Annotated in this window: 22 protein-coding genes and 2 pseudogenes; 7 read left to right on the top strand and 17 right to left on the bottom strand. The window is 44.6% G+C overall.

What is annotated here, in order from left to right; translation table 11 throughout:
• Positions 1 to 96 precede the first annotated feature (96 nt).
• The 7 genes and pseudogenes from cbpB to fadH form a co-directional block, all read right to left on the bottom strand.
• The gene (gene cbpB / locus MY7_RS05945) at positions 97 to 540 is read right to left on the bottom strand and encodes a cyclic-di-AMP-binding protein CbpB (RefSeq protein ID WP_003154608.1); all 444 of its coding nucleotides are present in this window, start codon (positions 538 to 540) and stop codon (positions 97 to 99) included.
• 143 nt (positions 541 to 683) lie between these two features.
• Complete coding sequence (gene abbA, locus MY7_RS05940) at positions 684 to 875, bottom strand: antirepressor AbbA (RefSeq protein WP_003154609.1); 192 nt, start codon at positions 873 to 875, stop codon at positions 684 to 686.
• Between the two features lie 140 nt (positions 876 to 1,015).
• Positions 1,016 to 1,534 carry a ribonuclease H-like YkuK family protein gene (locus MY7_RS05935; protein WP_007409617.1) on the bottom strand — a complete coding sequence of 173 codons (519 nt, stop codon included), beginning with the start codon at positions 1,532 to 1,534 and terminating at the stop codon, positions 1,016 to 1,018.
• A gap of 122 nt (positions 1,535 to 1,656) precedes the next feature.
• Entirely contained in the window at positions 1,657 to 1,896 is a 240-nt protein-coding gene (locus MY7_RS05930) for a YkuJ family protein (protein WP_003154613.1), read from the bottom strand.
• Between the two features lie 443 nt (positions 1,897 to 2,339).
• The gene (locus MY7_RS05925) at positions 2,340 to 3,560 is read right to left on the bottom strand and encodes an EAL domain-containing protein (RefSeq protein ID WP_007611099.1); all 1,221 of its coding nucleotides are present in this window, start codon (positions 3,558 to 3,560) and stop codon (positions 2,340 to 2,342) included.
• A 137-nt stretch (positions 3,561 to 3,697) separates the two neighbouring features.
• Positions 3,698 to 4,244: pseudogene (locus MY7_RS19890) on the bottom strand (hypothetical protein).
• 113 nt (positions 4,245 to 4,357) lie between these two features.
• Positions 4,358 to 5,122 (bottom strand): 2,4-dienoyl-CoA reductase, encoded by a 765-nt coding sequence (fadH, locus tag MY7_RS05915; RefSeq protein ID WP_029325883.1) that lies wholly within the window; start codon positions 5,120 to 5,122, stop codon positions 4,358 to 4,360.
• A gap of 143 nt (positions 5,123 to 5,265) precedes the next feature.
• On the opposite strand from fadH, the gene MY7_RS05910 reads away from it, so the two are divergent.
• The 4 genes from MY7_RS05910 (at position 5,266) to MY7_RS05895 (ending at position 8,653) form a co-directional block, all read left to right on the top strand.
• The gene (locus MY7_RS05910) at positions 5,266 to 6,129 is read left to right on the top strand and encodes a metallophosphoesterase (RefSeq protein WP_007611096.1); all 864 of its coding nucleotides are present in this window, start codon (positions 5,266 to 5,268) and stop codon (positions 6,127 to 6,129) included.
• Positions 6,130 to 6,203: 74 nt separating this feature from the next.
• A complete protein-coding gene (locus MY7_RS05905) occupies positions 6,204 to 6,698 on the top strand; it encodes a L,D-transpeptidase family protein (protein ID WP_087920795.1) in 495 nt (164 codons plus the stop codon).
• Between the two features lie 75 nt (positions 6,699 to 6,773).
• Positions 6,774 to 8,066, top strand: coding sequence for an MFS transporter (locus tag MY7_RS05900; RefSeq protein ID WP_007611093.1), 1,293 nt, complete (start codon positions 6,774 to 6,776; stop codon positions 8,064 to 8,066).
• 122 nt (positions 8,067 to 8,188) lie between these two features.
• Positions 8,189 to 8,653, top strand: coding sequence for a YkyB family protein (locus MY7_RS05895; RefSeq protein WP_003154622.1), 465 nt, complete (start codon positions 8,189 to 8,191; stop codon positions 8,651 to 8,653).
• 42 nt (positions 8,654 to 8,695) lie between these two features.
• Here the strand turns inward: MY7_RS05895 and cheV are convergent, their stop codons facing one another.
• Positions 8,696 to 9,607, bottom strand: a complete 912-nt coding sequence (gene cheV, locus MY7_RS05890) for a chemotaxis protein CheV (protein WP_007611092.1) — start codon at positions 9,605 to 9,607, stop codon at positions 8,696 to 8,698.
• Positions 9,608 to 9,795: 188 nt separating this feature from the next.
• Between cheV and MY7_RS19740 the strand changes: the two genes are divergently transcribed.
• Positions 9,796 to 9,957 carry a hypothetical protein gene (locus tag MY7_RS19740; protein WP_007409608.1) on the top strand — a complete coding sequence of 54 codons (162 nt, stop codon included), beginning with the start codon at positions 9,796 to 9,798 and terminating at the stop codon, positions 9,955 to 9,957.
• Between the two features lie 200 nt (positions 9,958 to 10,157).
• Positions 10,158 to 11,371 (top strand): annotated as a pseudogene (locus MY7_RS05885) (aminotransferase A).
• Here MY7_RS05885 and MY7_RS05880 read toward each other — a convergent pair.
• Both MY7_RS05880 and MY7_RS05875 read right to left on the bottom strand, forming a co-directional pair.
• The gene (locus MY7_RS05880; protein WP_029325882.1) at positions 11,352 to 13,172 is read right to left on the bottom strand and encodes a PAS domain-containing protein; all 1,821 of its coding nucleotides are present in this window, start codon (positions 13,170 to 13,172) and stop codon (positions 11,352 to 11,354) included. The pseudogene MY7_RS05885 and the gene MY7_RS05880 overlap by 20 nt on opposite strands.
• A 177-nt stretch (positions 13,173 to 13,349) precedes the next feature.
• Positions 13,350 to 15,482 (bottom strand): peptidoglycan D,D-transpeptidase FtsI family protein, encoded by a 2,133-nt coding sequence (locus MY7_RS05875; RefSeq protein WP_007611075.1) that lies wholly within the window; start codon positions 15,480 to 15,482, stop codon positions 13,350 to 13,352.
• A 336-nt stretch (positions 15,483 to 15,818) separates the two neighbouring features.
• Between MY7_RS05875 and MY7_RS05870 the strand changes: the two genes are divergently transcribed.
• Positions 15,819 to 16,595, top strand: a complete 777-nt coding sequence (locus tag MY7_RS05870) for a CAP domain-containing protein (protein ID WP_007611074.1) — start codon at positions 15,819 to 15,821, stop codon at positions 16,593 to 16,595.
• Between the two features lie 35 nt (positions 16,596 to 16,630).
• Here MY7_RS05870 and MY7_RS05865 read toward each other — a convergent pair whose 3' ends face one another.
• From MY7_RS05865 to ptsG, 7 genes are all read right to left on the bottom strand, one after another.
• Entirely contained in the window at positions 16,631 to 17,497 is an 867-nt protein-coding gene (locus MY7_RS05865; RefSeq protein ID WP_007611073.1) for an NAD(P)-dependent oxidoreductase, read from the bottom strand.
• 81 nt (positions 17,498 to 17,578) lie between these two features.
• On the bottom strand, positions 17,579 to 19,546 hold the full coding sequence (locus tag MY7_RS05860; protein ID WP_029325881.1) for a methyl-accepting chemotaxis protein: 1,968 nt from the start codon (positions 19,544 to 19,546) through the stop codon (positions 17,579 to 17,581).
• A gap of 126 nt (positions 19,547 to 19,672) precedes the next feature.
• Positions 19,673 to 20,701 (bottom strand): spore photoproduct lyase, encoded by a 1,029-nt coding sequence (splB, locus tag MY7_RS05855; RefSeq protein ID WP_007611071.1) that lies wholly within the window; start codon positions 20,699 to 20,701, stop codon positions 19,673 to 19,675.
• Positions 20,702 to 20,785: 84 nt separating this feature from the next.
• Positions 20,786 to 21,025 carry a transcriptional regulator SplA domain-containing protein gene (locus MY7_RS05850; RefSeq protein WP_003154646.1) on the bottom strand — a complete coding sequence of 80 codons (240 nt, stop codon included), beginning with the start codon at positions 21,023 to 21,025 and terminating at the stop codon, positions 20,786 to 20,788.
• Positions 21,026 to 21,112: 87 nt separating this feature from the next.
• Positions 21,113 to 22,828, bottom strand: coding sequence for a phosphoenolpyruvate--protein phosphotransferase (gene ptsP, locus MY7_RS05845; protein WP_007611069.1), 1,716 nt, complete (start codon positions 22,826 to 22,828; stop codon positions 21,113 to 21,115).
• Positions 22,828 to 23,094, bottom strand: a complete 267-nt coding sequence (locus tag MY7_RS05840; RefSeq protein WP_003154654.1) for a phosphocarrier protein HPr — start codon at positions 23,092 to 23,094, stop codon at positions 22,828 to 22,830. The genes ptsP and MY7_RS05840 overlap by 1 nt, the downstream gene beginning before the upstream one ends.
• Positions 23,095 to 23,190: 96 nt before the next feature.
• Positions 23,191 to 25,287, bottom strand: coding sequence for a glucose-specific PTS transporter subunit IIBC (gene ptsG / locus MY7_RS05835; protein ID WP_007611063.1), 2,097 nt, complete (start codon positions 25,285 to 25,287; stop codon positions 23,191 to 23,193).
• Positions 25,288 to 25,406 lie beyond the last annotated feature (119 nt).

The raw sequence follows: 25,406 nt of genomic DNA, 5'->3' as shown, positions 1-25,406 counted from the left end.
TCTAATAAAATAAAGGCTGCCGAGGCAAGCGCCACTCATATGTATGCGTTTTCTTTTTCAGGCATGCAAAAGAACAAATAGGCTGATCGTGCGAGCCTACTTATTCAATGATCTGATATGACTGCTCAACTGTTTTAACACGACTCTTCTCGTGAAAATGCCTTCAAAGACGCCTTCATCATTTTCAACGCAGACAAAGCCGTTGTTAATGACCATGCTGAACCCTTTGATAATCGGATCATTGATGTGGAGACGGGGAATGTCTTTCAGCATGACTTCCTCAACCGTAATTTGATCCAGCTTCTCAAACTCGATCCGTTCAAGTCCGAAAATGCTGTTCATAATCATATTTGTCCCGATCAAACCGTGCAGACGGTACGAAGCGTCGAGGACGGGAATGGCGGTATAGCCGGTTTTCGTCAGCACTAATAGAGCATGCTCAAGGTTGTTTCCGACTTGAACGTGCGCCACTTTATCCGCCTCGATCATAAATTGTCCGACTGTTGCATCAAGAAGCTGATCTGATTGTAAGCTAATCATGTCACTTCGACCCCTTTACATTTTTCATCAAAGCATGTATTCCCTATATTGCAATAATATAAACATTATCATTTTTTGTCGAAAAGTTTCCGTCAATAAAAAAGATACTCTTTGCAATCGAGTATCAATTTATAGGCCGCTGATTAATTTTCATTCCGAAAACGGTCATAGAGCGTTACGAGTTTTTTATAAGTGGTTCCATCAACGCTTTTTGACCCTGCTTCTATATCGTTGATTTCGCTGGTCAAAAGCTCAATGGCATATTCTTGATTGATCAGGATATTCAGCAGAAGTTTCTGTTCTTCTTCCGTAAATCGTTCACTGATAAGACTCATACGTAATCAGGCCCCCTATTTTTAACTGAATACCTCTGAAAGCAATGTGAAATTTGCTTTCAGCTCTACCGCTAGAATAAGTAAACAGAAAAAAATCGTCAACCGCATAATTCGACATTTTGCGGATTCTGTATGAAATATTATTTTGTGTAACGATTGGCATAACTGAATGCTGTGCAGGAATCGGGCTTGATTTTCGCTTCAATGCCCATCGAGGTAATGCGTCCGGTCATTTCTTGTATCAATTCTTTTGTCAGCCCTTTTTGACCGATATCCAGATGCACTTCAAATGAAAGATCCGCCCCTTCATCCGTAAAAGGCAAGAGCAAATCTGTCAGTTCCATAAGACGGCCGTCGAGGATATGCGCAGCCATCTCCTGGCTGAACGCGGTTTCCAGCGAAATTTTTTCGCGAAGGCTATGTATCGGTCTTGCAAGATCATGATTTTTCAAACAGCCCCAAGCTCCCTTGCCTGTACGGTGCAAGTGTATAGCCGTAATAAACTTTGTGAAGTCGCGGTAAACTTGTGAATCAGTCCCTACAGACAGCACGTATGCTGAACGGGGGTCTTTATTGACAAAGCGTTTCAGCCGCTCCGTCACGTCTTGAAAGGTCATCTGTGCCTCAGAAAGATTATAAAACAGAAAAGAATCAGCCATGTACGGACACTCCTCTTTCCAGAGTCTACAACCAAACGAACAAGCACGTTCCTTTGCATAATTTAATAAAGCTCCGCTTGCGGAAGACCGGAAGCTTGGTCAGCCTGAAAAATCAAATCAAATTACTGAAGGAGCTCAAAAATTTCAATAGAAATCATGTCAATGTTATCAAACGGATATGTGTTAGGTTTTTCACCTTTTTGGAAAACCGTCAGTTCAAACGTTTGATTTTTTTCGAAATATTTAACACTGCAAATTTTTTCGCCGTTAACTTCAAAATAACGCTGCATCGGCTCGTTAGCCGCTTCCGCTGTTTCTTGCAGACTTTGCAGCCGCGTGATGATACCCATTAATTGTGACATTCTAAAAAAAGACTCCTTTCAAAAAACAACTTCAAATCAACAAGTATTTATTATAATACAAGTTCTACAGAGCATCATACCATAAAGTAGACCGGGATGGCATTTTCCCGCTGGATTTTCAAAAAGAAATAAACGGGAAAACCGTGTTTTCGAATAGTTTGAAGCTTTTTTCGGAATGTCATACACCTTTCAAAAATAATTTTTCGCTTTTTGAGCCGCCATTGTCAGATGTATGTGAGAAGAAGCCTTTTTATGAGGAGACAGCATAAAAAAACTTGGCGGGGGTAGCGCCAAGTTTTTTCGGATCTTGATCTGATAGAGGGGTTGGGGAACAGAGAGTAACTTCTCTCTATAACTAAATGATAATGATTATCAGTATCATTGTCAATCGTTTTTTAAAACTTTTTTCAAATGAACAAAAAAAGCGGCATACAGCAGCCGCTTTAAAGTAATCCGTCCTGTTCATATAAATAAGAGTAAGGCAGATCGATAAATAAATACATATTGTCATCCATCGGGTATGAAAAGGTTCTGATCATCTCACCTGTCTCAATATCACTGTACAGGTCACTGAAAAAGCCTTTTCTTGAATTCCGCATCTTCATGATATTTTCTAAAAAGTACGGACGCCAGCTCCAGTTTTTCTCCATGTATTCAGGCTGATAAAGCCATTCGCCGGACTGCTTGAACACATTTCCCGTCAGCTGATAGCCTTCTTCATCACACATATAAATTCTGAAGCAGCAGTCGGTCAGGTTTTCCGCCAGTTTTTTAATAAACTCATCGTCCGCCTGATGGGTTTTCTTCAGCTCGGAAACTGCCTGATTGACCCGCTTATAAAAATTCTCAGAGTGTTCATAGACCGTTTCCAGCTTCTTTTTTTCTCTCGTGATAAATTGCTGAAACTCCGTTTTCAAGCGTGCTTTTAACAGGTTCCGGTCTATAAAATCGCCGCTCGGCGCCTGCAGATAATAGCCTTGAAAAAATCGGCCTCCGTTTCTCCATGCGTACTGGAGCTGGAAATCAGCTTCTATATCTTCATACAGCAGCGCGGCGCCGATTTTTCTCGCCAGCAATGAAATGCTGTACAGCACATGCTCATATGATGGTGACGGCTGAGATACCTTCAGCGCCTGCAAATCTATTTTCAGAAGGTCCGGTGAAAGGAGCGCGATTCTGTCCAGGTTGCTGCTCTCCTTACCTATATTGTCCACCGCGATTTTAATGCCATATGTACGATAGTAGGCAAGCATATGGTACAGCTGTTCAATGTCGCCTTCGAAATTGTGCTCGGTGATCTCAAGCACAATACGGTTCAATTCAATGCCCTGCTCTTCGTATTCTTTTAAAAGCTCAAGAAAGCTTTCGCCGTGGTCAAGCATCAATACATTCGCATCCTGATTGATAAAAATCAACAGATCACGATCAGCTTCTTTAAACCTCTCCAGCGCCTGCCTGATGACTCTGTCATCGACCTCAAGCTTATATTCTTCCGGAATGCCCGAATCTAAGAAAAACGGCCCAAGGCTCTCAATCTCCGCATCTGCCAAAATCCGGCCAAGCACTTCGTAGCCTACGACTCTTTGTTCCTCAGCGTTAAAAATCGCTTGGTAATACGGAATGACATCATCAATATTCGTCAGTATATCAAGTGGGTCCAACATGTTATCACCTGCTTCTCTATCTTTGTCTGATTATACACAATTATATCAGCACCACAAATGTTTAGATTAGGGGAAAAGGAGGCAGTATGGCAGCAGCTTAAAATAAAAGGGGAAAACTTTTTAAGATACTCTTCCGGTTAATTAAGGACGTTATTCATTTGTTTCACAATCACAAATAAAAGGATAAATATAAGAGCATTATAACCGGCAGCTGTCCAAAAATAATGGCTCCAATCAATTCTGTTATATATCCAATCATCATCATGTTTCAACTGAAAGAAAGTTCCTTTTTTATCTAAAGTGCCAAATGTAAGAGTTGTTAACCCGCCAACACTCTTGGAAACGTCAACTCCATACATTGAACCGGCATGATCAGTATGATTTATTGGCATATACGTATAATCAGATAAAATTGTTTCCGCCAGCTTAGTTGGCAGAGACACATATAATACAGCCGATGTATTGCCTCCGAGCCCACTCAAATACTCCCTGGCTTTAATAAATTTCGTTTCATCAGGAAAATCTATGTTATAGCTTTTCAAATCTGATTATTTCATCAGATGTAAGATTGGTATTTTGATAATACTCCGGAGTAAAAGCGCAAATGATAAAGTACCAAATATTAAAGATGATAACGAAACTGCTTACAAATAGTACAACGAACCATTTTAATAATTTCTTCAGTTAATCGCCCCTTAATCTTTCAAAATTATATCATAATTTTGAATAGAAAATAAAACAAGCGAACGGCGGCTTTAACGTTCGCTTGTTTTGCAAAATAATCAATATATGAAAAATTAAAACGGATAAGGATTCAGCCATTGCCCCCCGTCCATTGTGATACAATCCCCGTTTATGTAGGACGCTTCATCAGATAGCAAAAACGCTGCCAACGCGGCGATTTCTTCCGGTGTCCCCAGACGGCCGAGCGGCACACTGTTCATAGTGCGGGACACCGCTTTTTCCGATTCAAACAGCTTTTCCGCACCGCCTGTCCGTTCAATCGGGCCGGGGGCTATCGCGTTTGTGCGGATGCCGTATTTGCTCCCCCATTCAACGGCCAGCGTTCTTGTCAGTGACAATACCCCCGCTTTGGCTGCAGCGGAATGAACGACACCCGCTCCCGCTCCCCATGCGTATGTAGCGGCCATATTTAAGATGACGCCCTTCTGCTCCTGCTCGATCCAATGCCTTGCCGCGGCTTGGCTGCAGAAAAATGTGCCGTTTAAAACAATCTCAATAACAGCTTTCCATCCATTGGGCGTCAGCTTCTCTGCCGGGCAAATAAAGTTGCCGGCCGCATTGTTAACCAGCGCATCAAGCCGGCCAAATGCTTTTTTCGCTTCTGTAATCATGTCTGAAGCGGCGGAATCAGAACGGACATCCATTTGAAAACAGGCGACCTGCCCCTCAAAGGTCTCAATTTCTTTTTTTGTTTCCTCAAGTGCTTCATGGTTCCTCCCTGTCACCATGACGTGCCATCCTAATTCAGCCTGTTTTTTCGCCATTGCTTTTCCCATGCCGCTTGAACCGCCTGTAATGATTACCGCTTTCTTATCCATAACAAACCCACCCCTTTTATTGAATGAATAATCATTCATAATTTTATCACAGATGTCTTTCCGCGTCATTACATGCTGAGAAGGGATTTTTCAGCCAGGCTGATGATATAATAGAACAACTCTGACAAAGGTTGGTTTTACATATGGAGAAAATGACCAGAAGAACATTTTTAAAAAGAGGATTCGGCATTTTGGGTGCAGCTCTCGCAATGGCTTGCGGAGGTTACGGCTATGCCCGGTATATTGAACCGCGCATGATTGAGATCACCCGGCATACAATCACCAACCGCCTGATCCCCCGCAGCTTTGACAATTTTAAAATCGTTCAATTCAGCGATACGCATCTCAGTGATGTGTTTACATCCGGTGACTTGAATAAAGCAGCGGAAAAGATCAATCAGCTGAAACCCGATCTGCTCATCTTTACGGGAGATTTAATTGATAAGCCGCATTTATTTAATGATCACCAGCATGCACTCGCCGTGCTGAAAAACCTTGAAGCTCCCTTCGGCAAACTTTGTGTTTACGGAAACCATGACCACGGCGGCTACGGTACGAACACGTACAAGGCTCTGATGGAAGCGGCTGATTTTCAAGTGTTTCGAAACGGCTATCGTCAGGTGCAGCTGACAGACGGAAGCCGGATTGAACTCGCGTTTTTGGATGATGTAATGCTCGGAAAACCCGATTATGAAGGCACCCTGTCCCGCCTTTCCGAAGATGCGTTTTCCATTTTAATCGTCCACGAGCCTGATGCCGCTCTCAAGATAGGCGAATATCCCGTAAACCTCCAGCTGTCGGGACACACTCACGGCGGCCAGGTCCAGCTCCCGTTTTTCGGCCCTCTCATTACGCCTCCTTACGGAAAAACGTATACCGACGGCATGTATACGCTGCATGACACAGCCGTTTACGTCAATCGCGGGCTCGGTACGACAAGACTGCCTTATCGATTTTTAGCCAGACCGGAAATCACGCTGTTCACATTGAAAACCGAGCAAAAATAAGACTTTTATCCTGATGCACAGACACCCCCTCCGTAATATGTATATGGAAAAGAGCAAAAAGGAGGGTGATGAAACTGCTGACATATCAAGTGAAACAAGGAGAAACCATCTCAAGCATTGCGCAAGACTTCAGAATAAGCACTGCTGCTCTCCTTCAGGCAAATCCCTCAATCCAATCGGCCATATACGCGGGACAGCATATTATCATACCGAATCTTCCCGATCCATCCACCATTCCCTACTCCATCATCGTGTATATCGGAGCGAAAAAACTGGAGTTATACCGCCTTGGCAGGCTCATCCGTACGTACCCCATCGCAGTCGGAAAAATATTGACGACCACGCCGACCGGAGAATTTTACATCGTGAACCGCCAGCCTAAGCCCGGCGGCCCGTTCGGCGCTTATTGGCTCAGCCTCTCTAAAATTCATTACGGCATTCACGGAACAAATAATCCTTCTTCCATCGGCAAAGCGGTATCAAAAGGATGCATCCGGATGTATAATCAGGACGTCACTGAACTTGCCGCTACCGTTCCTAATGGAACAAGAGTGACTATTATAAGATAGAAAGATCTTATTTGTTAATGGAACGAGCTGATGATAATATATTACAGTGGGACCTTTAGGGTAAGGAGCGTGTTTATGGATATATTTAAAAATCGCAATTTTGTCCGTCTCTTTTTCGCAGCACTCGCTTCTCAAATGGGAACGACTGTAGGTAATATGGCTTTCGCTTTTTACTTGCTGGACCATTTTTCAAACCAGCCGGCATACACGACTTTGGCTGAGCTGATGTATTCACTGCCGACAGTTTTCGTATTTCTGATTGTCGGTGTCGCAGCTGACCGGCTTGACAGAAAAAAAGTCGCGGAGAATTGTGACTGGATCAGAGCCGGACTGACGATCGTATTATTTGCCGCATTATACACCGGGAGCATCCCTCTCGTGTTCTGTATTTTGTTCATCAGAAGCGCCGTGACCAAGTTCTTTTTCCCGGCGGAAGCCAGCCTTGTACAAGCTATTCTGCCTAAGGAGCATTACGCGAAAGCGGCGGGACTTAACCAGATCCTGTTCAGCATCTTCATGGTATTCGGCGTCGGTATAGGCGCGTTTATGTATAAAACGATCGGTATTCACGGAGCCATTATCCTTGATTTTGTCAGCTTTATTGTATCAGGCTTTCTGATCCGCGCCTGCCGCATTCCGAAAGAAGCCCGTCAGCCGAACGGCCCTTTTAAATGGGGAGATTCGTTTCTGAAAGACTCGGTCGCTGATTTTAAGGAAGGGATCGTATATATTGTTAAAAACAAATTACTTGCTTCCCTTATTTTCGGCTTTTTTATCTTTGGTTTTGTCAACGGCGGCTTTGCCGTACTGCCGATGTTTACGATGAAATACGGACTTGCGCCTGATCATTACGAATCACATACTTCCATCTTCACCGTCGCACTCGGCTTCGGCCTGCTTGCAGGAAGTGTGATCGGAACGATGATCGCAAAAAAAGTCAAACCGCATCATTTGATGTCGATTCCTATTTTGGCAGCCGGACTGCTCATTTTTGTCCTCGGCTATACGGATAAGCTGTGGATTTATTATGCGGCCGCTTTCGTCCTCGGCATGTGCATCGGCCCTGTCAATATCGCCATCGGCGGCTGGATGCCGAAAATCGTTCATCCGAAAATAATGGGCCGGGTCAGCGGCTGGCAGGATCCTTTTATGATGTTTGCCCAATCGATTACACTCGGACTGGTTGCCCTGTTATTTCCGAAATTCGTTACCAATATTGATTACCTTTATTACGGCATGGGAATCGTGATTTTAGCGGTATTTGTGTTCTATTTTATCGCTCTTCCGAAATACAGCGCCGAGGCAGCAGAGGTCGATGTGCAGCAATCATTAAAGGCTGATTCCGAAAAACATGCGAATCCTGTCTAATAAAGGAAAAAGATGCGCCCTTTTCATCAGAAAAAGGCGTATTTTTATAATCAATATTTGCATTTCAACGCTAAAAAAGTATAATCTATATATGAACTTGATCAATGCAAAGGAGAGAAATAATGGACGACCACGCTTATTCGAAAGAGCTGCAGCCAACCATCGAGAATCTTTCAAAAGCTGTTTATACTGTGAACCGCCATGCAAAAACCGCCCCCAACCCTAAATACCTTTATCTGCTGAAAAAACGGGCATTACAAAAGCTTGTGAAAGAAGGCAAAGGGAAAAAAATAGGGCTTCACTTTTCAAATAATCCCAGGTTTAGCCAACAGCAGTCAGACGTACTTATCTCTATCGGAGACTACTATTTTCACATGCCTCCAACAAAAGAAGACTTCCAGCATCTTCCGCATTTAGGTACGTTAAATCAATCGTACCGCAATCCTAAAGCACAAATGTCTTTGACAAAAGCGAAAAATGTATTGCAAAAATATGTGGGCTTAAAGGAAAAACCGCTTGCCGCCAACAGGCAGCAGCCCGCTTATCATAAACCCGTATTTAAAAAACTTGGTGAGAGTTATTTTTAATTCCGCCGCAAAAAAGCCGATGCGTCATGCATCGGCTTTTTTCTATTCAATCACGTACGTATCCACTTTTTTAATGAGCTCGCTGATTTCAGGCTTGCTGATCTGTTCATCCGCTCCGACTACTTCGCCCCGGTGGCGCAGGTCGTCCGTAATCAGGGACGAGAAAATCATAATCGGCACATCAGAGCTTTGCGGGTTATCCTTAAGGAGCTTCGTCAAACGATGCCCGTCCATTTTCGGCATCTCAATGTCACTGATAATCATGTCAATATGGTCTGACAGGTTTTCTCCGTTATCCGTCAGTTCCACGACGTAATCATACGCTTCTTTTCCGTTTTCAAACGTAACGATTTCACTGTACCCCGCCTCAGTCAGCTCATCCGTCAAAAGACGCATCAGAAGCGGCGAATCTTCAACGATGATCAGTTTTTTACCCGCCCGTCTTTCATCAAATCCTTCCTGATGGACATGATAAGTCTCAACTCCGGATGCCGATTCAATATCGTAAATGATCTTTTCATAATCAGGCAGAAAGATCATCGTGTCTTCCAGTTTGATGATTCCCGTTAAATGCCGCTCCATGCCCTGGTTCAGGGAAGTCGGCTTTTCAATCGCCTCCCAGGACACCCTGTGGATTTGTGAAACGGAACCGACGTGAAAGACGATTTTCCGCTTGTTGAATTCCGTTACGATATATTTATCGTCTTTTGCTCCTTCGGCATCAACGCCGAAAAAGGTATACAGACTGATGACGGGAAGAATTTCGCCTCTCAGCTTAATCATCCCTTCTACGTCTTTATGAGACTGAGGCACAGATGTGACCTCTACCGGCTGAATGATTTCCCGGACTTTCATCACATTTATGCCAAATGTATTGACGCCTACTTCAAATTTGACGATTTCTAATTCGTTTGTGCCTGAATCCAATAAAATATCGTATTGTTGTAAAGACAATTCAATCCCTCGCTATCCGCATTCAGTATTGTACTGTATATATCGGCTGGAAACGGAAAAAGTGAATGTATTCGGTCCAACTGGCCATGAACTCTTTATAAAAAAATGCTTTTTTCTGATATCCCATTGACTTTTTGACATCGAGTGGTAAAATAGTCAAGGATTTTTCAGGAAGAAGGGTGTAATAAATGGGTACAGTAGTCATATTCGACCAAGATCAAATGACGGTGTTAGAAGATATCAGCAAAACGGCTTACCTGCAAATGAAAAAAGAGGCGAAAGAGCGTCCCGACAAGCCCGCTCCATACATCTTATGGCGGGAAGACGTCAGCTTTGAATACGGGTATTAATGACATTCGCCACATATCACAATAGATAGATCATGATACAATGAAGACAATCATTTCAGCTGGTTGTCTTATTTTTTTCTGAAAGAAGGTATGTTTTCACTTATCGGACATATACTCGGGATAGTTCAATAAAAAGATGACAAATGCTCAGCTAGTGGTAAAATAGGATAAACTCAATATATAGTATAAGGTGATGAATTATGGAACATTTGCTTAATCCGAATGTAAAAGAAATTGAAATTTCAGGAATTCGCAAATTCTCAAATCTTGTAGCTCAGCACGACAATGTCATTTCGCTTACGATCGGTCAGCCGGATTTCTTCACGCCGCACCATGTCAAAGCGGCTGCCAAAAAGGCAATCGACGAGAACGCAACGGCATATACTCCGAATGCGGGCGGCCTTGAGCTGAGACAGGCCGTACAGCTTTATATGAAGAAAAAAGCTGATTTGAATTATGAAGCTGAAACTGAAATCATCGTCACAACCGGGGCAAGCCAAGCGATTGACGCGTCTTTGCGGACGATTTTATCTCCGGGCGATGAAGTTATTCTCCCCGGACCGATATATCCGGGCTACGAACCGATCATCCGCATGTCGGGCGCCGTTCCGGTCCATGTGGATACGACGACACACGGATTTAAGCTGACGGCGCGGCTCATTGAAGAATCGCTGACACCAAAAACAAAATGCGTCATTCTTCCTTATCCGTCAAATCCGACCGGAGTGACATTGTCTGAGGAAGAGCTGCAAAACATCGCAGCCGTCCTGAAGGGCAGAAATGTTTTTGTCCTGTCTGATGAGATTTACAGCGAATTAACCTATGACAGACCGCATTATTCGATCGCGTCTTATTTGAGAGACCAGACGATCGTTATCAACGGCCTGTCAAAATCACACAGCATGACGGGCTGGAGAATCGGTTTCATTTTCGCACCGAAAGAAATTGCCAAGCACATCTTAAAAGTTCACCAATACAGTGTGACATGCGCGTCTTCAATCTCTCAGAAAGCGGCTCTTGAAGCGGTGACAAACGGTGTTGATGATGCGCTTATTATGAGAGAACAGTATAAAAAGCGGCTTGACTATGTATATGACCGTCTAGTTTCAATGGGGCTTGACGTCGTAAAGCCGTCAGGCGCATTTTATATCTTCCCTTCCATTAAGTCATTCGGAATGTCATCGTTTGATTTTAGTATGGCTCTTTTAGAGGATGCAGGTGTGGCTCTTGTGCCCGGCAGCTCGTTTTCAAAGTTGGGTGAAGGGTATGTGAGGCTGTCATTCGCATATTCACTGGATACATTGAGAGAAGGCTTGGACCGGCTGGAAGCATTTATTTTAAAAACGAGAGAATCCATGCAGACTATTTAAACAACGGCATAACGCCGTTGTTTTTTATTGTTTCGGGAATGTAATATGAAAGGCCGTGCCTCTATCCGGTTTGCTGTCTACTTTGATGGCTCCCTGATGGTTTTTAATAAGGTTGAATGTGACCATCAGCCCCAGGCCGGTTCCTTTTTCTTTCGTTGTCAAAAACGGTTCGCCTATTCGTTTCAGCACGTTTTCCGGTATCCCGTCACCCTCGTCTTTCACCGTCACATTAACGGAGTACTCATCTTCTGTCATGATGATGTGAACCGTTCCCCCATCCGGCATCGACTCAACGGCATTTTTAATCAGGTTGATAAACACCTGTTTCAGCTGATTTTGATCACCGTTAATATACATGCTGTCATGTTCGTAATCCGTTTTGATAAAAATCCCTTTAAGATTTGCCTGCGTCTCTAAAAGAGCGGTCACTTCACTTATAATTTTCTTTAAGTTTACACGCTCTTTCACGGCGTTTTGCTGAGGTTTGGCAAGCATTAAAAGCTCACTTAAAATTAATTCGATTCTGCTCAGTTCAGAAAACACAATTTCAAAGTAATGTTCGTTTTCCCCCATCGTCGGCTTCATGAGCTGTAAAAATCCTTTGATCGCCGTCAGCGGATTGCGGATTTCGTGAGCGATTCCCGCCGCCAGCTGCCCTGCGATAGACAGCTTCTCCGACTTCAGCATTAATTCCTCCGTCTGCTTCCGCTCAGAAATATCACGCAGAATGACCTGCACGGCCGTTTCTCCGAAAAACGTCGTCGGAATGCAGACCATTTCCGTGTAGATCAGCCGGTTTTTAAAGGTAAACCACGATTGCTTAATAATTTCTGACTCGGTCTTTCGGTTGATAATATTTTGGATCCGCTGTTTCACGCCGTCATGATCACAGGGATGAAGCTGATCATAGACGTTTTTCCCAATTAAATCTTCATATGTTTCAGCCTCAAACAGCGAAATGCCCGACTCATTCATGAATACCCATTTATCATTGTGAATCACGGCGATCGTGTCAATTGAATTCTGAATGAGGAGCTGATAACGCTCTCTGCTTTTTTGCAGAATCGTTTGGAATTTTTTCCGTGAAGAAATATCAATCAGAAGCAGCAATTCCGCCCGCTGATTTTTATATGTCGTCGGTGCCGCCTTCACTTCTAAATGAACGGGCGTGCCGTCGAGCCTTCTCCACGTCTGTTCGATCATTCCGACTTCCATTCCTTTTTGCATCCGCACAATTCGGTTTTTCACAATGTCGTGATACTCTTCTTCAATAAACTCATAAGAGCGCCTGCCGATTACCTCGTCTTTGCTTTCGGCTCCCAGCATGGCAAGCATCGCGTTGTTGGCGTAGGCGATTGTGCCGTTGATGCTGACATATAAAGGATTCGGCAGCATTTCGACAAGACGCTCGAATTCGCCGTTTCCAGCCGCATCTTCCGACTGTTGTTCTGCCTTTTGCTTCTTTTGTTCATACATATAAGGCCGGCGGGGCGTCTTCTCCTCAAGCACCTTGATTTTGAGGATGATTTCCCGATCCGTCCCCTCCATTTGCGGTGTGACAATTTCCACACCCGCTTCAAGCCATACGATGGTATGATCTTTTTTAATAAGACGAAAGGTGCAAGGCATCAAATGATGCTCATTATAGAAGTAACTTTCAACCAAAAATTGATCTTCTTCATGCAGGAACGTTTTGAGAAATGCCCCGATCATCTCTTCCTGAGAATAACTGAAGTACGATTTGCAGTTTGCAGAAATATACATAATACGCCCGTTAGACGTCAAAACGGCATGAAGATCGGTTTTCGATTGAAACTGTTTGACATGCTGAGTATCCTGTTCCACAGAATCCCTCCTTTGCATTATACTCGCACTGCAGGCTGGACACGGACTGATATAAAAAGAAATTCCACTAGATTGATTCGCTAAAAAATAAGCATTCTCCTTCTATTCTTATTGTGAACGTCAATTTTCCTGAATGAAAGAAAGGGCGCACGAGATGTTCGGCCGCCCTTTCATTTGTTATTTTTTATTGTATTTCTTTTCAAGCTCTTTGTAAGCGTCAACTGCTCCCTTGGCAATGTTTTTACTGATATGATCTTTATCATCTCGAACAGACGGAACGACGACGCTGAATGCCACTCGTGGATGTTCTGACGGATAATAACCGACAAAGGTCAGGTTATACGTCTCTTGCCCCCACCAGTTTTTGTTCGTGCCGTAATAGTGCGTCTGCGCGGTTCCCGTTTTTCCGGAAACATCAGCGCCGGAACCTTGGAATGTTGAATAAGCCGTTCCTTGGGGTGAGCTTGTGACCAACTTCATTCCTTTATGAACTTGGTCAAAATCGCTCGGGCTGTTATTTACTTTGTTCAAAATTTTACTATCTCGCTGTTCAATCGCTTTTCCAATCTTGTTTTTGCTGTCCGGTTCATGAATGCTTGTGACGATCCGCGGCTGGACGCGATACCCGCCGTTTGCGATGGCTGAAATATATTGAGCCATTTGAAGCGGCGTATACGTATCAAACTGTCCGATCGCAAAGTCAAGCAGCAATCCTCCGACCATTTGCGGATTTGACTGCATGCCCGCTGATTCCTGTGGAAGATCAATCCCGGTCTTCACACCCAAGCCAAATTGGGCGTAATAGTTGCGCATTTTCTTAATATCGTCTAATCCGGCCGGCAGCATGCCGTGCGGAACGTAGGTAATGCCCGCGATATGCATGGCCACATGAAACATATATATGTTTGAACTTCTTTGCAGCGCGGTCAGCTCAGTAATGGTCCCCATTTGTGTCCACGAGTGCTTTTCCGTTCCATCTTTAAACTTAAGCGGTGCATCGACAAACGTTTTATAATGCGGGAGGCCGCTTTGGTAACCCGCAAGAACAGTCGCTCCTTTAACAGAAGAGCCCATCTCATATTGGGTCGTAAATGCTCCGATCGCAAAATCCTGTGTCTTATTCGTTTCGAGATCGATGCGTTTCCCCGCCATTGAGAGAATATCCCCGTTGTTCGGATCCATCATGACGGCAAATCCTCTGTCAACCATATAGTTGCCTGCGGCGCGGCTTCTTCTCAGCTCTTTTTCAATGACTTTTTCGACTTTCGACTGTAATTCCATATCGAGCGAGAGCTGCAGATCGTAGCCTCTGCTGCCTTCATCGACGGGCTTTTGGCTGACGACTTCACCTTTGCTGTTTTCCACATACTCTACTTTTTCTTTATGCGCGTTTAAATAGTCTTCATACTGATATTCAATGTAGCTTTTACCCACCCGGTCATTCAGTGAGTAGCCTCTTGTGACATAATAATCTTTCCGTTCGCCCAACAATCCCTGTTCCGGTGTCGTCACACCGCCGAACAGAGAGTAAAGCGTTTTGTCGTACGGATATTTCCGCGTCCAGTCATTGATCACGTCAATGCCGGGGAGCTCTTTCAGGTGCTCGGATACGACGGAAACTTCTTCATATGTCAGATCGCTTTTTGGTTTTTGCTTGTTGTTTTCATGCTCGTCAAGCAATGAACCGCTGTTTCCGTTTCCGTTCAGCTTATTCGGGTCCATTGATTTGACGACTTGCGGCTGATAGGCGTTGCCGCTTGAAAAACGCGTATAAATCGCCGCAATTTGCAGCTCTTTTTTATCTTTTTTGATCGCATCAATCTCCTGCTTCGGAACGCGTTCAATCTGGCGTTTGTACACTTCTTGGGATTTCAGGCTGTTTTCTGAATCCTTCATAAGCTTTTCCGCCTTCTTCGGATGTGCGGCAAGCCAGTAATCAATGATATTTCGATCCTTCATAAATTCAGTATCAATATGAATCAGTGCGGCGAGATTTTTTGCCGTTTTCAATTTGTCCTTTGCCGAGGTTTTTGAGGTAGAAACGTATACAATTTCAGGCACAGCCTGGTTATCAACCGCCACCCTGTTCCGCTTGTCATACATCTTTCCCCGCGGTGTCGGATAATAGGCGGTTTTTGCATTTGCCTTCTCCGCATCCTGGCGGTGTTTATCCCCTTCGACAATCTGGACGATGCCGAGTTTAAAAATCAGTGCCGTAAAGAGAAGAAAAACAATCAAAAAATAGAGATTCATTCTCAGCGCTCTGTAACGTTTCGTTTTTTTCTTTGGTTCGCGCGCAACTTCAGCCACTTTCTGTTACACCTCTCAAATCATTGAATATATTTACATAAACAGATTTTAATTGTAACATTTTTGTAAAAGTTGTTACAGCGAAAACGGGTAAAAAAAACTGTCAAGACCAAATTATCTTAAAATATAGCTAACACTTCAAATAATTTGAAGAGATGTAACGGGTTTTAAAAAATAAATACAGATCGTTTTTCCCGGTATAGAGCCATTTTTCTGCGCTCAATTACAATTATGACAAGAGTTTGTTGTCAAAGGAAATGGCTGCCTGCATTATGACAAAAAAGCTGTGATAAGATTTTTCTTGTAGAAAAAAACTTCTCTGGGAGGCTATTAACTATGAAAAAAGCATTTCTCTTATCTGCCGCCGCGGCAGTCAGTTTGATTACATTCGGAGGCATTCAGCAGGCATCTGCAAAAGAGCTGTCATGCCAGCACGTCGTTACCGTGAAAAAAGGAAACACTGTACAGCATCTGACTCTTAAAGAGGCTGTTGAAAAACTACATATGAAAACGAGCATGAAAAAGCTGAACGTTAAAAATGAGAAAGAACTGACTCAGCTGCTGCAAAAACACGCAAAACATTCTGACATGACAGTTAAAGATGTACAAAAAGAAACACCGGCAAAAACGGCTCCGGCTGCTGCTGAAAAACCTAAAGCCGATCAAAACCAGACGGCTGACAATGCAAAGCAGACAGATAACACAAACAACAGCAGCGAGAAAACTCCTTCATCAGTCAGTGCGTACGAAAAGAAAGTCGTTGAATTGACAAATGCAGAGAGACAAAAGCAAGGCTTAAAACCTCTGCAGATTGATGAAAAATTAAGCAAATCAGCTCACGCAAAATCACAAGATATGAAAGACAAAAACTATTTCGATCACCAAAGCCCTACTTACGGCTCACCTTTCGATATGATGAAGTCTTTCGGAATCACTTATAAGACTGCCGGTGAAAATATCGCCAAAGGACAGCCGACTCCTGAAGCTGTCGTTAAAGCTTGGATGAACAGTGAAGGCCACAGAAAGAACATCATGAATCCTGAGTTCACTCAAATCGGTGTCGGTTACGTAGAATCAGGAAACATCTGGACACAGCAATTCATCGGAAAATAAATAATAAAAAAGATTGCCCCCGCGGGCAATCTTTTTTATTTCACCCAAAGCTTATAAATACTTTGAGTTCCGCTGTTTTCTTCTCCTTGCGCGGAAAGCTTGTCGTATAATGATTTGGCAAGCGCCAATCCGGGCATCTCTTCTCCCATGAGCTCCGCTTCTTCTAGGGCAATTCCCATGTCTTTAATAAAGTGTTTCACGTAGAATCCGGGCGCAAAATCGCCTTTCAGCATACGGGGGGCGAGATTTGACAATGACCAGCTGCCAGCCGCTCCGGTTGTAATGCTTTTCAGCACTTGTTCCGGGTTCAGACCGGATTTTTCAGCGTAAGCCATCGCTTCAGCCACTCCGACCATTCCCGCTGCAATCGCGATCTGATTGCACATTTTCGTATGCTGGCCGCTGCCGGCCGGCCCTTGATACTGAATGTTTTCCCCCATAACGGAGAAAAGCGGCAGGCATGCTTCAAACGCTTCTTTTTCTCCTCCGGCCATAATGGCAAGCGTTCCGTTCCTCGCGCCGATGTCTCCGCCGGAAACGGGTGCATCCAAGGCGTGAATGGACTTTTCTTTGGCTTTCTCCGCTATTTTCTTCGCCAGAGACGGTTTTGATGTCGTCATGTCAATGACAAACGCCCCTTCTTTTGCATGACAGAGAATGCCGTTTTCGCCGAGATAGATTTCCTCGACATCACTCGGATAGCCGACCATAGTAATAATAATGTCAGCTTTCTCTGAAAGGTTTTTGACCGTCTCCTGCCAGACCGCGCCCTTATTCAGAATCTCTTCCGCTTTTTGTTTCGTACGCGTGTAGACTAAAACAGGATAGCCCGCTTCTAAAATGTGCGATGCCATACTGTTTCCCATGACGCCCAAACCGATAAATCCGACCGTTTTGTTCACTGCGCTTTCCTCCCCTGATGCGATTCATAATATTATTCTTTCATGTCTATATTACCATATTATAGGATGATAGAGTCCGCGTTACAAGGTGAATTTAGAAATGGCGCTGATCAGATCTTCGCTTGCGCTCTTTAACATATCAGTCGATTGCTTCACTTTTTCAAGCGTAACGAGCTGTTCATCAGTAGAAGCGTTCACTTCTTCCGCCGCTGCCGCAGATTCTTGAGAAATGGCGGAGATGCTTTGAATCGCTTCTTGAATCGCGGCTTGTTCTTCACTCATTTTTTGAATGTCATTGTAAATATGATCTATACCTTGAACGAGAGACTGCATTTCCGTCGTAATCAGATTAAGAACCTCACCCGTTTCATGAATGGCGCTGTTTTGTTCATCATTCATTCTGCTTGCCTCAATCATCGCGTGTGACGCTTCTTTTGTCTCAGATTGAATCAGACGGACCGTCTCACTGATATGGCCGGAAGAAAGAGCTGATTGTTCAGCAAGCTTGCGGACTTCTTCCGCGACGACGGCAAAGCCCCGTCCGCTTTCTCCCGCTCTTGCGGCTTCAATGCTCGCATTCAGCGCCAAGAGGTTCGTCTGGTCTGAAATGGCGGATATTGCCGTCACGACTTCTTCTATGTTTTTCGTTTGTTCTTCCAAGTCATTCAGCATTGCCTCTACTTTTTTCGTTTCTGAATTGGCTTCGTTTGACTTCATCAGCAGCTGCCCGAGCGCGTCCAGTCCTTTGTAGCTGGCATCCTCTGAAGATTTTGAGAGTTGTTTTATGCTGCCCGCGCGATCTGCGATTCCTTTTATTTTGACCGAGAGATTTTCTGATTTTTCGTTGATCGTCTCAACCTCTGACGCTTGCTCTGTCGCTCCGGCGGCGACTTCCTCTATCGCTTTTGCGATTTGTCCGCTCGTTTCATTTGTTTCTTGTGAAATGACGGTTAATTGGTCAGATGTATCGGACACATTTTCCGAAGAGGCTTTGACCTGTTCGACCATCTCTTTCATATTTTCAACCATTTGGTTAAAGTCTTTTGTTAACTCGCCTACTTCATCTTTTGATTTCGTCTGGGCGCGGACGGTTAAATCTCCCGCTGAGACTGAATTTGTTTTGGCGATCAGCTGCTGAATCGGCCCGGTTATCGTTTTTGCTAGGAAATAGCTGAGACCGATCGTAATCACAAGGGCGATCAGTGACATAAAAATGCTCACCGTGTTCATTTTGTCGGCTACTCCCATCAGCTGATCTTTTTCAAACTGCGTTCCGACTTTCCACCCTGTTTCTTTTACCGTTTGGTAGACGACCATGTTCCCCTGCAGCTCTTTGACACCTTCTTTATCCGCAGTGATGTCTTTTAACGTCTGATCTTCCGAAATATTTTTTCCCTGTTTTTCCGGATGCGCCAGCAGAGAACCGTTTTCATCCGCTAAAAAGGCAAATCCTTTATACGGGACCTTTTGCTCGTTGACCATGCTCTGAATAGAGGACAGCTTCAGATCTAAGCTCGCCACCCCGACGACGGTTCCGCTGTTTTGAATGGCTTTTGACGCCGTCACGATCATGTCTCCCGTCACTGCATCTTTATAAGGGTCAGTCCAGACAACCTTATCGGGTTTTTCAGCCGCCATCTTATACCATGTTCTATTTGTCGGATCATAGTCTTTGGCAAAATCGGCCTTTGGATATGTAAACATTTGTTTGTTTGCGGTTCCGACGTACGCAAGCGCGACATATTTGTCATTCTGTCCGATCTGTTTTAACTCATCGTTAAAAAGCCGCGCCGTTTCTTTCTTCCCATCTGATAAAAAAGACCGGGACAATTCACCGCCTGCTAATCTCATTAATACGGTCTCATCATTTTTCAGCTGAAGCTCAATGTTCTGACCGAGTGAATTGGTGACATTCTCTGTCGTACGTTTTGCTTCCTCCGTCATCATCGGCTTTAATGTCAAATATGAAGAAACCGTTAAAAAAACAACCGTTACGATAAGCATTGCCGCTACAAACACAGCAATTTTGATGTGCATTTTTTTAAACATAACCATCCCCTCCTGAGAGTTATATCGGTCTTTCGGCCAAGAAAATGAATAAACCTTGAAATAAATATCAAAAATTTCCGCCATTTGGCGCAGCAAAAAAAGAGCCGTCGTACCGACAGCTCCGCCTTACGTAAAATATTCGATTTTCGCTTTCGGAAAATAGGTTTCGATATAAGATTCGAGTGTTTCCCTTAAGTCATGTTCTTCGTCCTTTTGGTATATATACTTGCCGATTCCGTAGCGTCCCCATTTGTATCTGCGCTTTTCTTCATCAAGCTCAAGCTTTGTTTTCGGATAGTTCTTCTCAATCACCCGTTTGGCCGGTTTTGTAAAACGGTGCTGGATCAGTTCAAATGTGATGTCATGCCGAACGTCTTCATCAAGCGCCGCGTCAAGTTTCTCAAACAGTTCCTTATAGCCTTCCTCCCAGCCATCGTGAATATAAATCGGCGCCACGATGAAACCGAGCGGATAGCCCGCTTTAGCGACTTTGACGGCGGCTTCTATCCGTTTGTCGAGCGGAGAAGTTCCCGGTTCAAAGTTTTTAATGACATAGTCCGCATTGATGCTGAATCTGAACCTTGTCTTTCCGTTATGTTTTGCATCAAGCAAATGATCGACGTGGTGAAATTTAGTCACGAATCTGAGCTGTCCCAATTCGCTTTGTCCGAAATGTTCAATGGCTCTTTTTAATGTATGTGTCAGATGATCGATTCCGACGATATCAGACGTACAAGAGGCTTCAAATCTTGTAAATTCCGGCGCCCGTTCTTTCATATACTCATCAGCCTGATCCAGAATCTCTTCCACATTGACATAGGTCCGGATGTAAGGCTTTGACCCCATCGTCGTCTGCAGGTAGCAATAGTGGCAATGCCCCATACAGCCCGTCGCAAACGGAATGGCATATTCGGCGGACGGCTTTGAAGAATCGAATTTCAGTGTTTTCCGGACGCCGATTACCAATGTTGATTTCGCGTTCCGGTATTGCTGCAAGTGATTTTTCCCCGGAATATTCCGGACTTGATTATGCGATGTCGTTTCTCTGATCTCAAGCCCCATGTTTTCAAACTTATTCTTCAGCTCTTGTCCTAACGGGTATTCGAGCGCTCTCGGTTCAATATAAACAAGCTGGGGCACAAACGGCTTCAGCATAGACAGACACTCCCTTTACATATTCTCATATTGTTACTTTCCGTTTAAAAGAGAGTGAATATGCGTTGTAAACATTTCCTTTGATCAATGATACCGGTCTTCTTCAAAAAGCTCGCTGTAAAGCGCTTCCGCTTCCTCATATGTCGAAAAGACCGCGTCATCTTCGGCCAGCGGATGATAGGTTTCGTATAAAAACAGAGACAGTTCTCCCTCATGATACGGGTGATGGACGATCTCCGCCTCTTTAATATGGGCAACATTGGCGGCATGCGGATTGCGGTAAATCACATAGACCGTATCCCCCGCTGCAAATGATTTTGTCATGATAATCCCTCCTGTTGAAAGTTATTGTTCCCCCCTTTTTTCCGAATATGAAAAAAACCAGACGGCTTACACCGTCTGGCTGTTGTATTACTTATTGAATGTTTCTTTAACGAATGCGACAACCTCTTCTGTCGTGCTCATAGACAAGATTGTTTCTTTGAATGATTCAGCTTCTTTTTTAGAAAGCTTGCTGATCTGCGTTCTTGCCGGAAGGATGGATGTAGCGCTCATCGAGAACTCATCTAAGCCTAAGCCGAGAAGAATCGGAATCGCAATTTCATCTCCCGCCATTTCTCCGCACATGCCGACCCATTTGCCCTCTTTGTGAGCGGCTTCAATAACAAGGGTGATCAGACGGAGAATCGCCGGATTGTATGGCTGATACAGATAAGCTACGCGCTCATTCATGCGGTCAGCAGCCATCGTGTATTGGATCAAGTCATTTGTTCCGATACTGAAGAAGTCAACTTCTGCGGCAAACTGATCTGCGATAACGGCTGTAGACGGAATCTCTACCATCATACCGACTTCAATATCGTCAGAAACCGCTACGCCGGCTTCGACGAGTTTTTCTTTTTCTTCGAGAAGAATCGCTTTCGCCTGTTTAAACTCGTTTACTGTCGCAATCATCGGGAACATGATTTTTAAGTTTCCGTATGTACTTGCACGAAGCAGCGCACGAAGCTGAGTTCTGAAGATTTCTTGCTCTTCAAGGCAAAGGCGGATGGCTCTGTAGCCTAAGAACGGGTTCATTTCTTTAGGAAGCTGCAGGTAAGGAAGCTCTTTGTCGCCGCCGATATCCAATGTCCGAACGACAACTGATTTTCCTTCCATACGCTCAAGAACCGTTTTATAAGCGTCAAACTGCTCGTCTTCCGTCGGAAGCTGGTCGCGTCCCATGTAAAGGAATTCCGTACGGTAAAGCCCTACAGCTTCTCCTCCGTTTTCAAGAACGCCTTTTACATCATCCGGGGTGCCGATGTTTGCGGCAAGCTCTACATGATGGCCGTCTTTAGAAACAGTCGGTTCATTGACGAGCTTCGCCCACTCAGCTTTTTGCGCCAGGTAAGCACTGTGCTTTTCTTCATATTTCTTTAACGTTTCACTGGAAGGATCGATGATCACATCACCATCGATGCCGTCTACGATTACCGTAACACCGTTTTCAATTGTCCCTGTAGCCGCTTTTGTGCCGACAACAGCCGGAATTTCAAGCGAACGGGCCATGATCGCGGAGTGTGAAGTGCGTCCGCCGATATCAGTTGTAAAACCTTTTACAAACTGGCGGTTTAATTGAGCCGTATCAGACGGTGTCAAATCTTCAGCCACGATAACAACCTCTTCTGAGATCATGCTCGGGTTCGGAATTTCCACGCCCAGCAGGTGCCCCGTCACACGTTTTGTTACGTCACGGATATCCGCCGCACGCTCTTTCATGTATTCGTTATCCATTGATTCAAACATAGTAACGAACATGGAAGCTGTTTCTTTCAGAGCGAATTCAGCATTGACTGAATCTGCGCTGATTTTCTCCTTTACCGGGTTCAACAGCTCAGGATCACTCAGAACTAAAAGGTGCGCGGAGAAAATGTCAGCTTTGTCTTGTCCCAGTTCTTTTAAAGCATGCTCTTTAATTTTTTCAAGCTCTTCTTTAGAACGTACAATCGCTTCATCAAAACGGCTTACTTCAGCCGCAGCATCAGCAATGTTTTTCTTTTCAACCGTTAAGTCCGGCTCTTCAAGCCGGTATGCTTTCGCAATCGCAATTCCGGCTGAAGCGCCTATTCCTTTTAATTCTTGCATTACTCGCCGAGTCCTTCGCTTTTCATTGTTTCTTCTAAAGCGTTAAGAGCATCGTTTTCGTCAGCGCCTGAAGCGGAAATTGTGATTTCAGCGCCTTTAGCAATACCTAGAGACATAACGCCCATGATTGACTTAAGGTTTACTGTTTTGCCGTTATATTCTAAGTTTACGTCAGCATCGTATTTGCTTGCAGTCTGTACAAGAACTGTCGCAGGACGAGCGTGGATTCCGGAATCTGCTGTTACTTTAAATGTTTTTTGTGCCATGATTATCATTCTCCTTTAAATTAAAGCTATTTTACTACACAATATTATATCATACAGCCGTACTTGTCATCTGACAAGCACGGCGTATTTATATGCTTATTTTCCGATTTTCACAATATCTTTTTGTTCCCGTTTTACGGTACCTTCGGCCGAAAGGGAAATCGCTTCACCCTCGGCAAGATTTGTAAAGACAATCGGTGTCATTAATGAAGGAACATGAGGTTTAACCGCTTCAAGATCAACTTCAAGCAGCTTTTGCCCCGGTTCAACCCGGTCACCCTCAGAAACAAAAGAAGTGAATCCTTCGCCTTTCAGGCTGACTGTGTCGATTCCGAAATGAATGAGGATCTCTCTTCCGCCGTCAGACTGAAGGCCGATCGCATGTTTTGTCGGGAAAACATTCAGTACTTTTCCGCGGACAGGCGATACGACGATTCCTTCTTCAGGAAGAATCGCAAAACCGTCACCCATCATTTTTCCTGAGAACACCTGGTCAGGCACATCGGTAATCGGATGGATTTCACCGGTGATCGGAGAAGCGAACACTTCTTCACCCTGCTCGTTTCGGAGCGGATCTGCGATAACCTCTTCAACCTGCTGGCTGACTTCTTCTTGTGCGGATACTTTCGGTTCAGGGCGCGGCGTGCGTCCGGCGATAATATCCTGCATCTGTGTTTTTAAACCGTCAGAACGCGGGCCGAAAATGGCCTGAATGTTGTTTCCGACTTCAAGAACGCCTGAGGCGCCAAGCTGTTTCAAACGAGTCTTATCCACTTTCTTCTGGTCGTTGACCGTAACGCGGAGTCTCGTGATACAAGCGTCAAGGTGCTTTATGTTTTCCTGGTCACCCATTGCCTGCAGGATTTCATAAGGAAGGTCGCCGGCTTCGCCTGAGGCGCCCGCACCTTCATCCGCAGCCTCTTCTTCACGGCCCGGCGTTTTCAGATTGAACTTTTTGATCGCAAACCGGAAACCGAAGTAGTAAATGACGGCTAATCCTAAGCCGACCGGAATGACAAGCCACCAAGCCGTCCGGTTAGGCAGAATTCCGAACAGGAAGTAGTCAATCAGACCGCCTGAAAAGGTCATACCGATTTTTACATGCAGAAGCTGCATGACCATAAAGGAAAGTCCCGCGAATACGCAGTGAATCGCAAACAGGATAGGAGCCACAAACAAGAATGAGAATTCAAGCGGCTCGGTAATTCCCGTTAAGAAACTTGTCAGAGCGGCAGAACCCATGATTCCGGCTACAAGTTTTTTCTTTTCAGGCTTCGCTTCATGATAGATTGCAAGCGCTGCCGCCGGAAGACCGAACATCATAAACGGATATTTCCCCGTCATAAATGTTCCCGCCGTCAGCTGTACGCCGTCTTTGATCTGAGCCATGAAAATCCGCTGATCTCCGCGGATGATGTCTCCTGCGGCATCTTTATAACTGAAAAATTCATACCAGAACGGCGAGTAGAAAATGTGATGAAGACCGAACGGAATCAATGACCGCTCAATCATCCCGAAAATAAAGGCCGCCAAGGTTGGATTCGCTTCCACAAGACCCGTGGAGAAGGAATTCAGACCGTGCTGGATCGGAGGCCAGATCACTAACATAATAAGACCGAGAATTAATGCGGAAATTGATGTGATAATCGGGACGAACCGCTTACCCGCAAAAAATCCGAGGTACTGCGGAAGTTCAATTTTATAAAACTTGTTGAACAATAACGCGGCCAGAACCCCGACGATAATACCGCCGAACACGCCCGTCGCCAAAGTGGGTATCCCCAGCATGTTAATATAGGCCGGATGGTTTTCCGCAAAAAACTTTGCCCGTTCAATTTTGTCAGACGGAATACTGCCGTTTGCCATAAGCACGGCGCTCATGGATACGTTCATGACCAAGTATCCGATAATAGCCGCGATTCCGGCAACACCGTCTCCGTTGGCAAGGCCGATCGCAACCCCTACTGCAAAAAGAAGCGGCAGGTTGTCAAATACGATTTGGCCGGCGCTTTCCATGACGTTCGCCACAAGCTGAACGTTATCATTGCTTAAGAAATGCATGACTTGAATCATATCTTTGTTCTGCATGGCATTCCCTAACGCAAGCAAGATCCCCGCAGCCGGTAAAATCGCAACCGGAAGCATAAGAGCACGGCCGATTTTCTGGAGAACGCCGAATAATGCTTTAAACATAAAAGATGTACCTCCTCTGTTAGCTAGTGTGACCTTACAGCGAAAATTCATGACAACGAATTCACTGGCGCAAGTCTTCAGTTTAACCGTTTACATTTGCCCTTTTACACAACAAAAAA

Origin of the sequence: Bacillus sp. 5B6 (assembly GCF_000259405.1) — a bacterium.
Lineage (GTDB): Bacteria > Bacillota > Bacilli > Bacillales > Bacillaceae > Bacillus > Bacillus velezensis.
The sequence above is the reverse complement of the archived record's forward strand: the minus strand, read 5'-3'. Positions and strand labels throughout refer to the sequence as shown.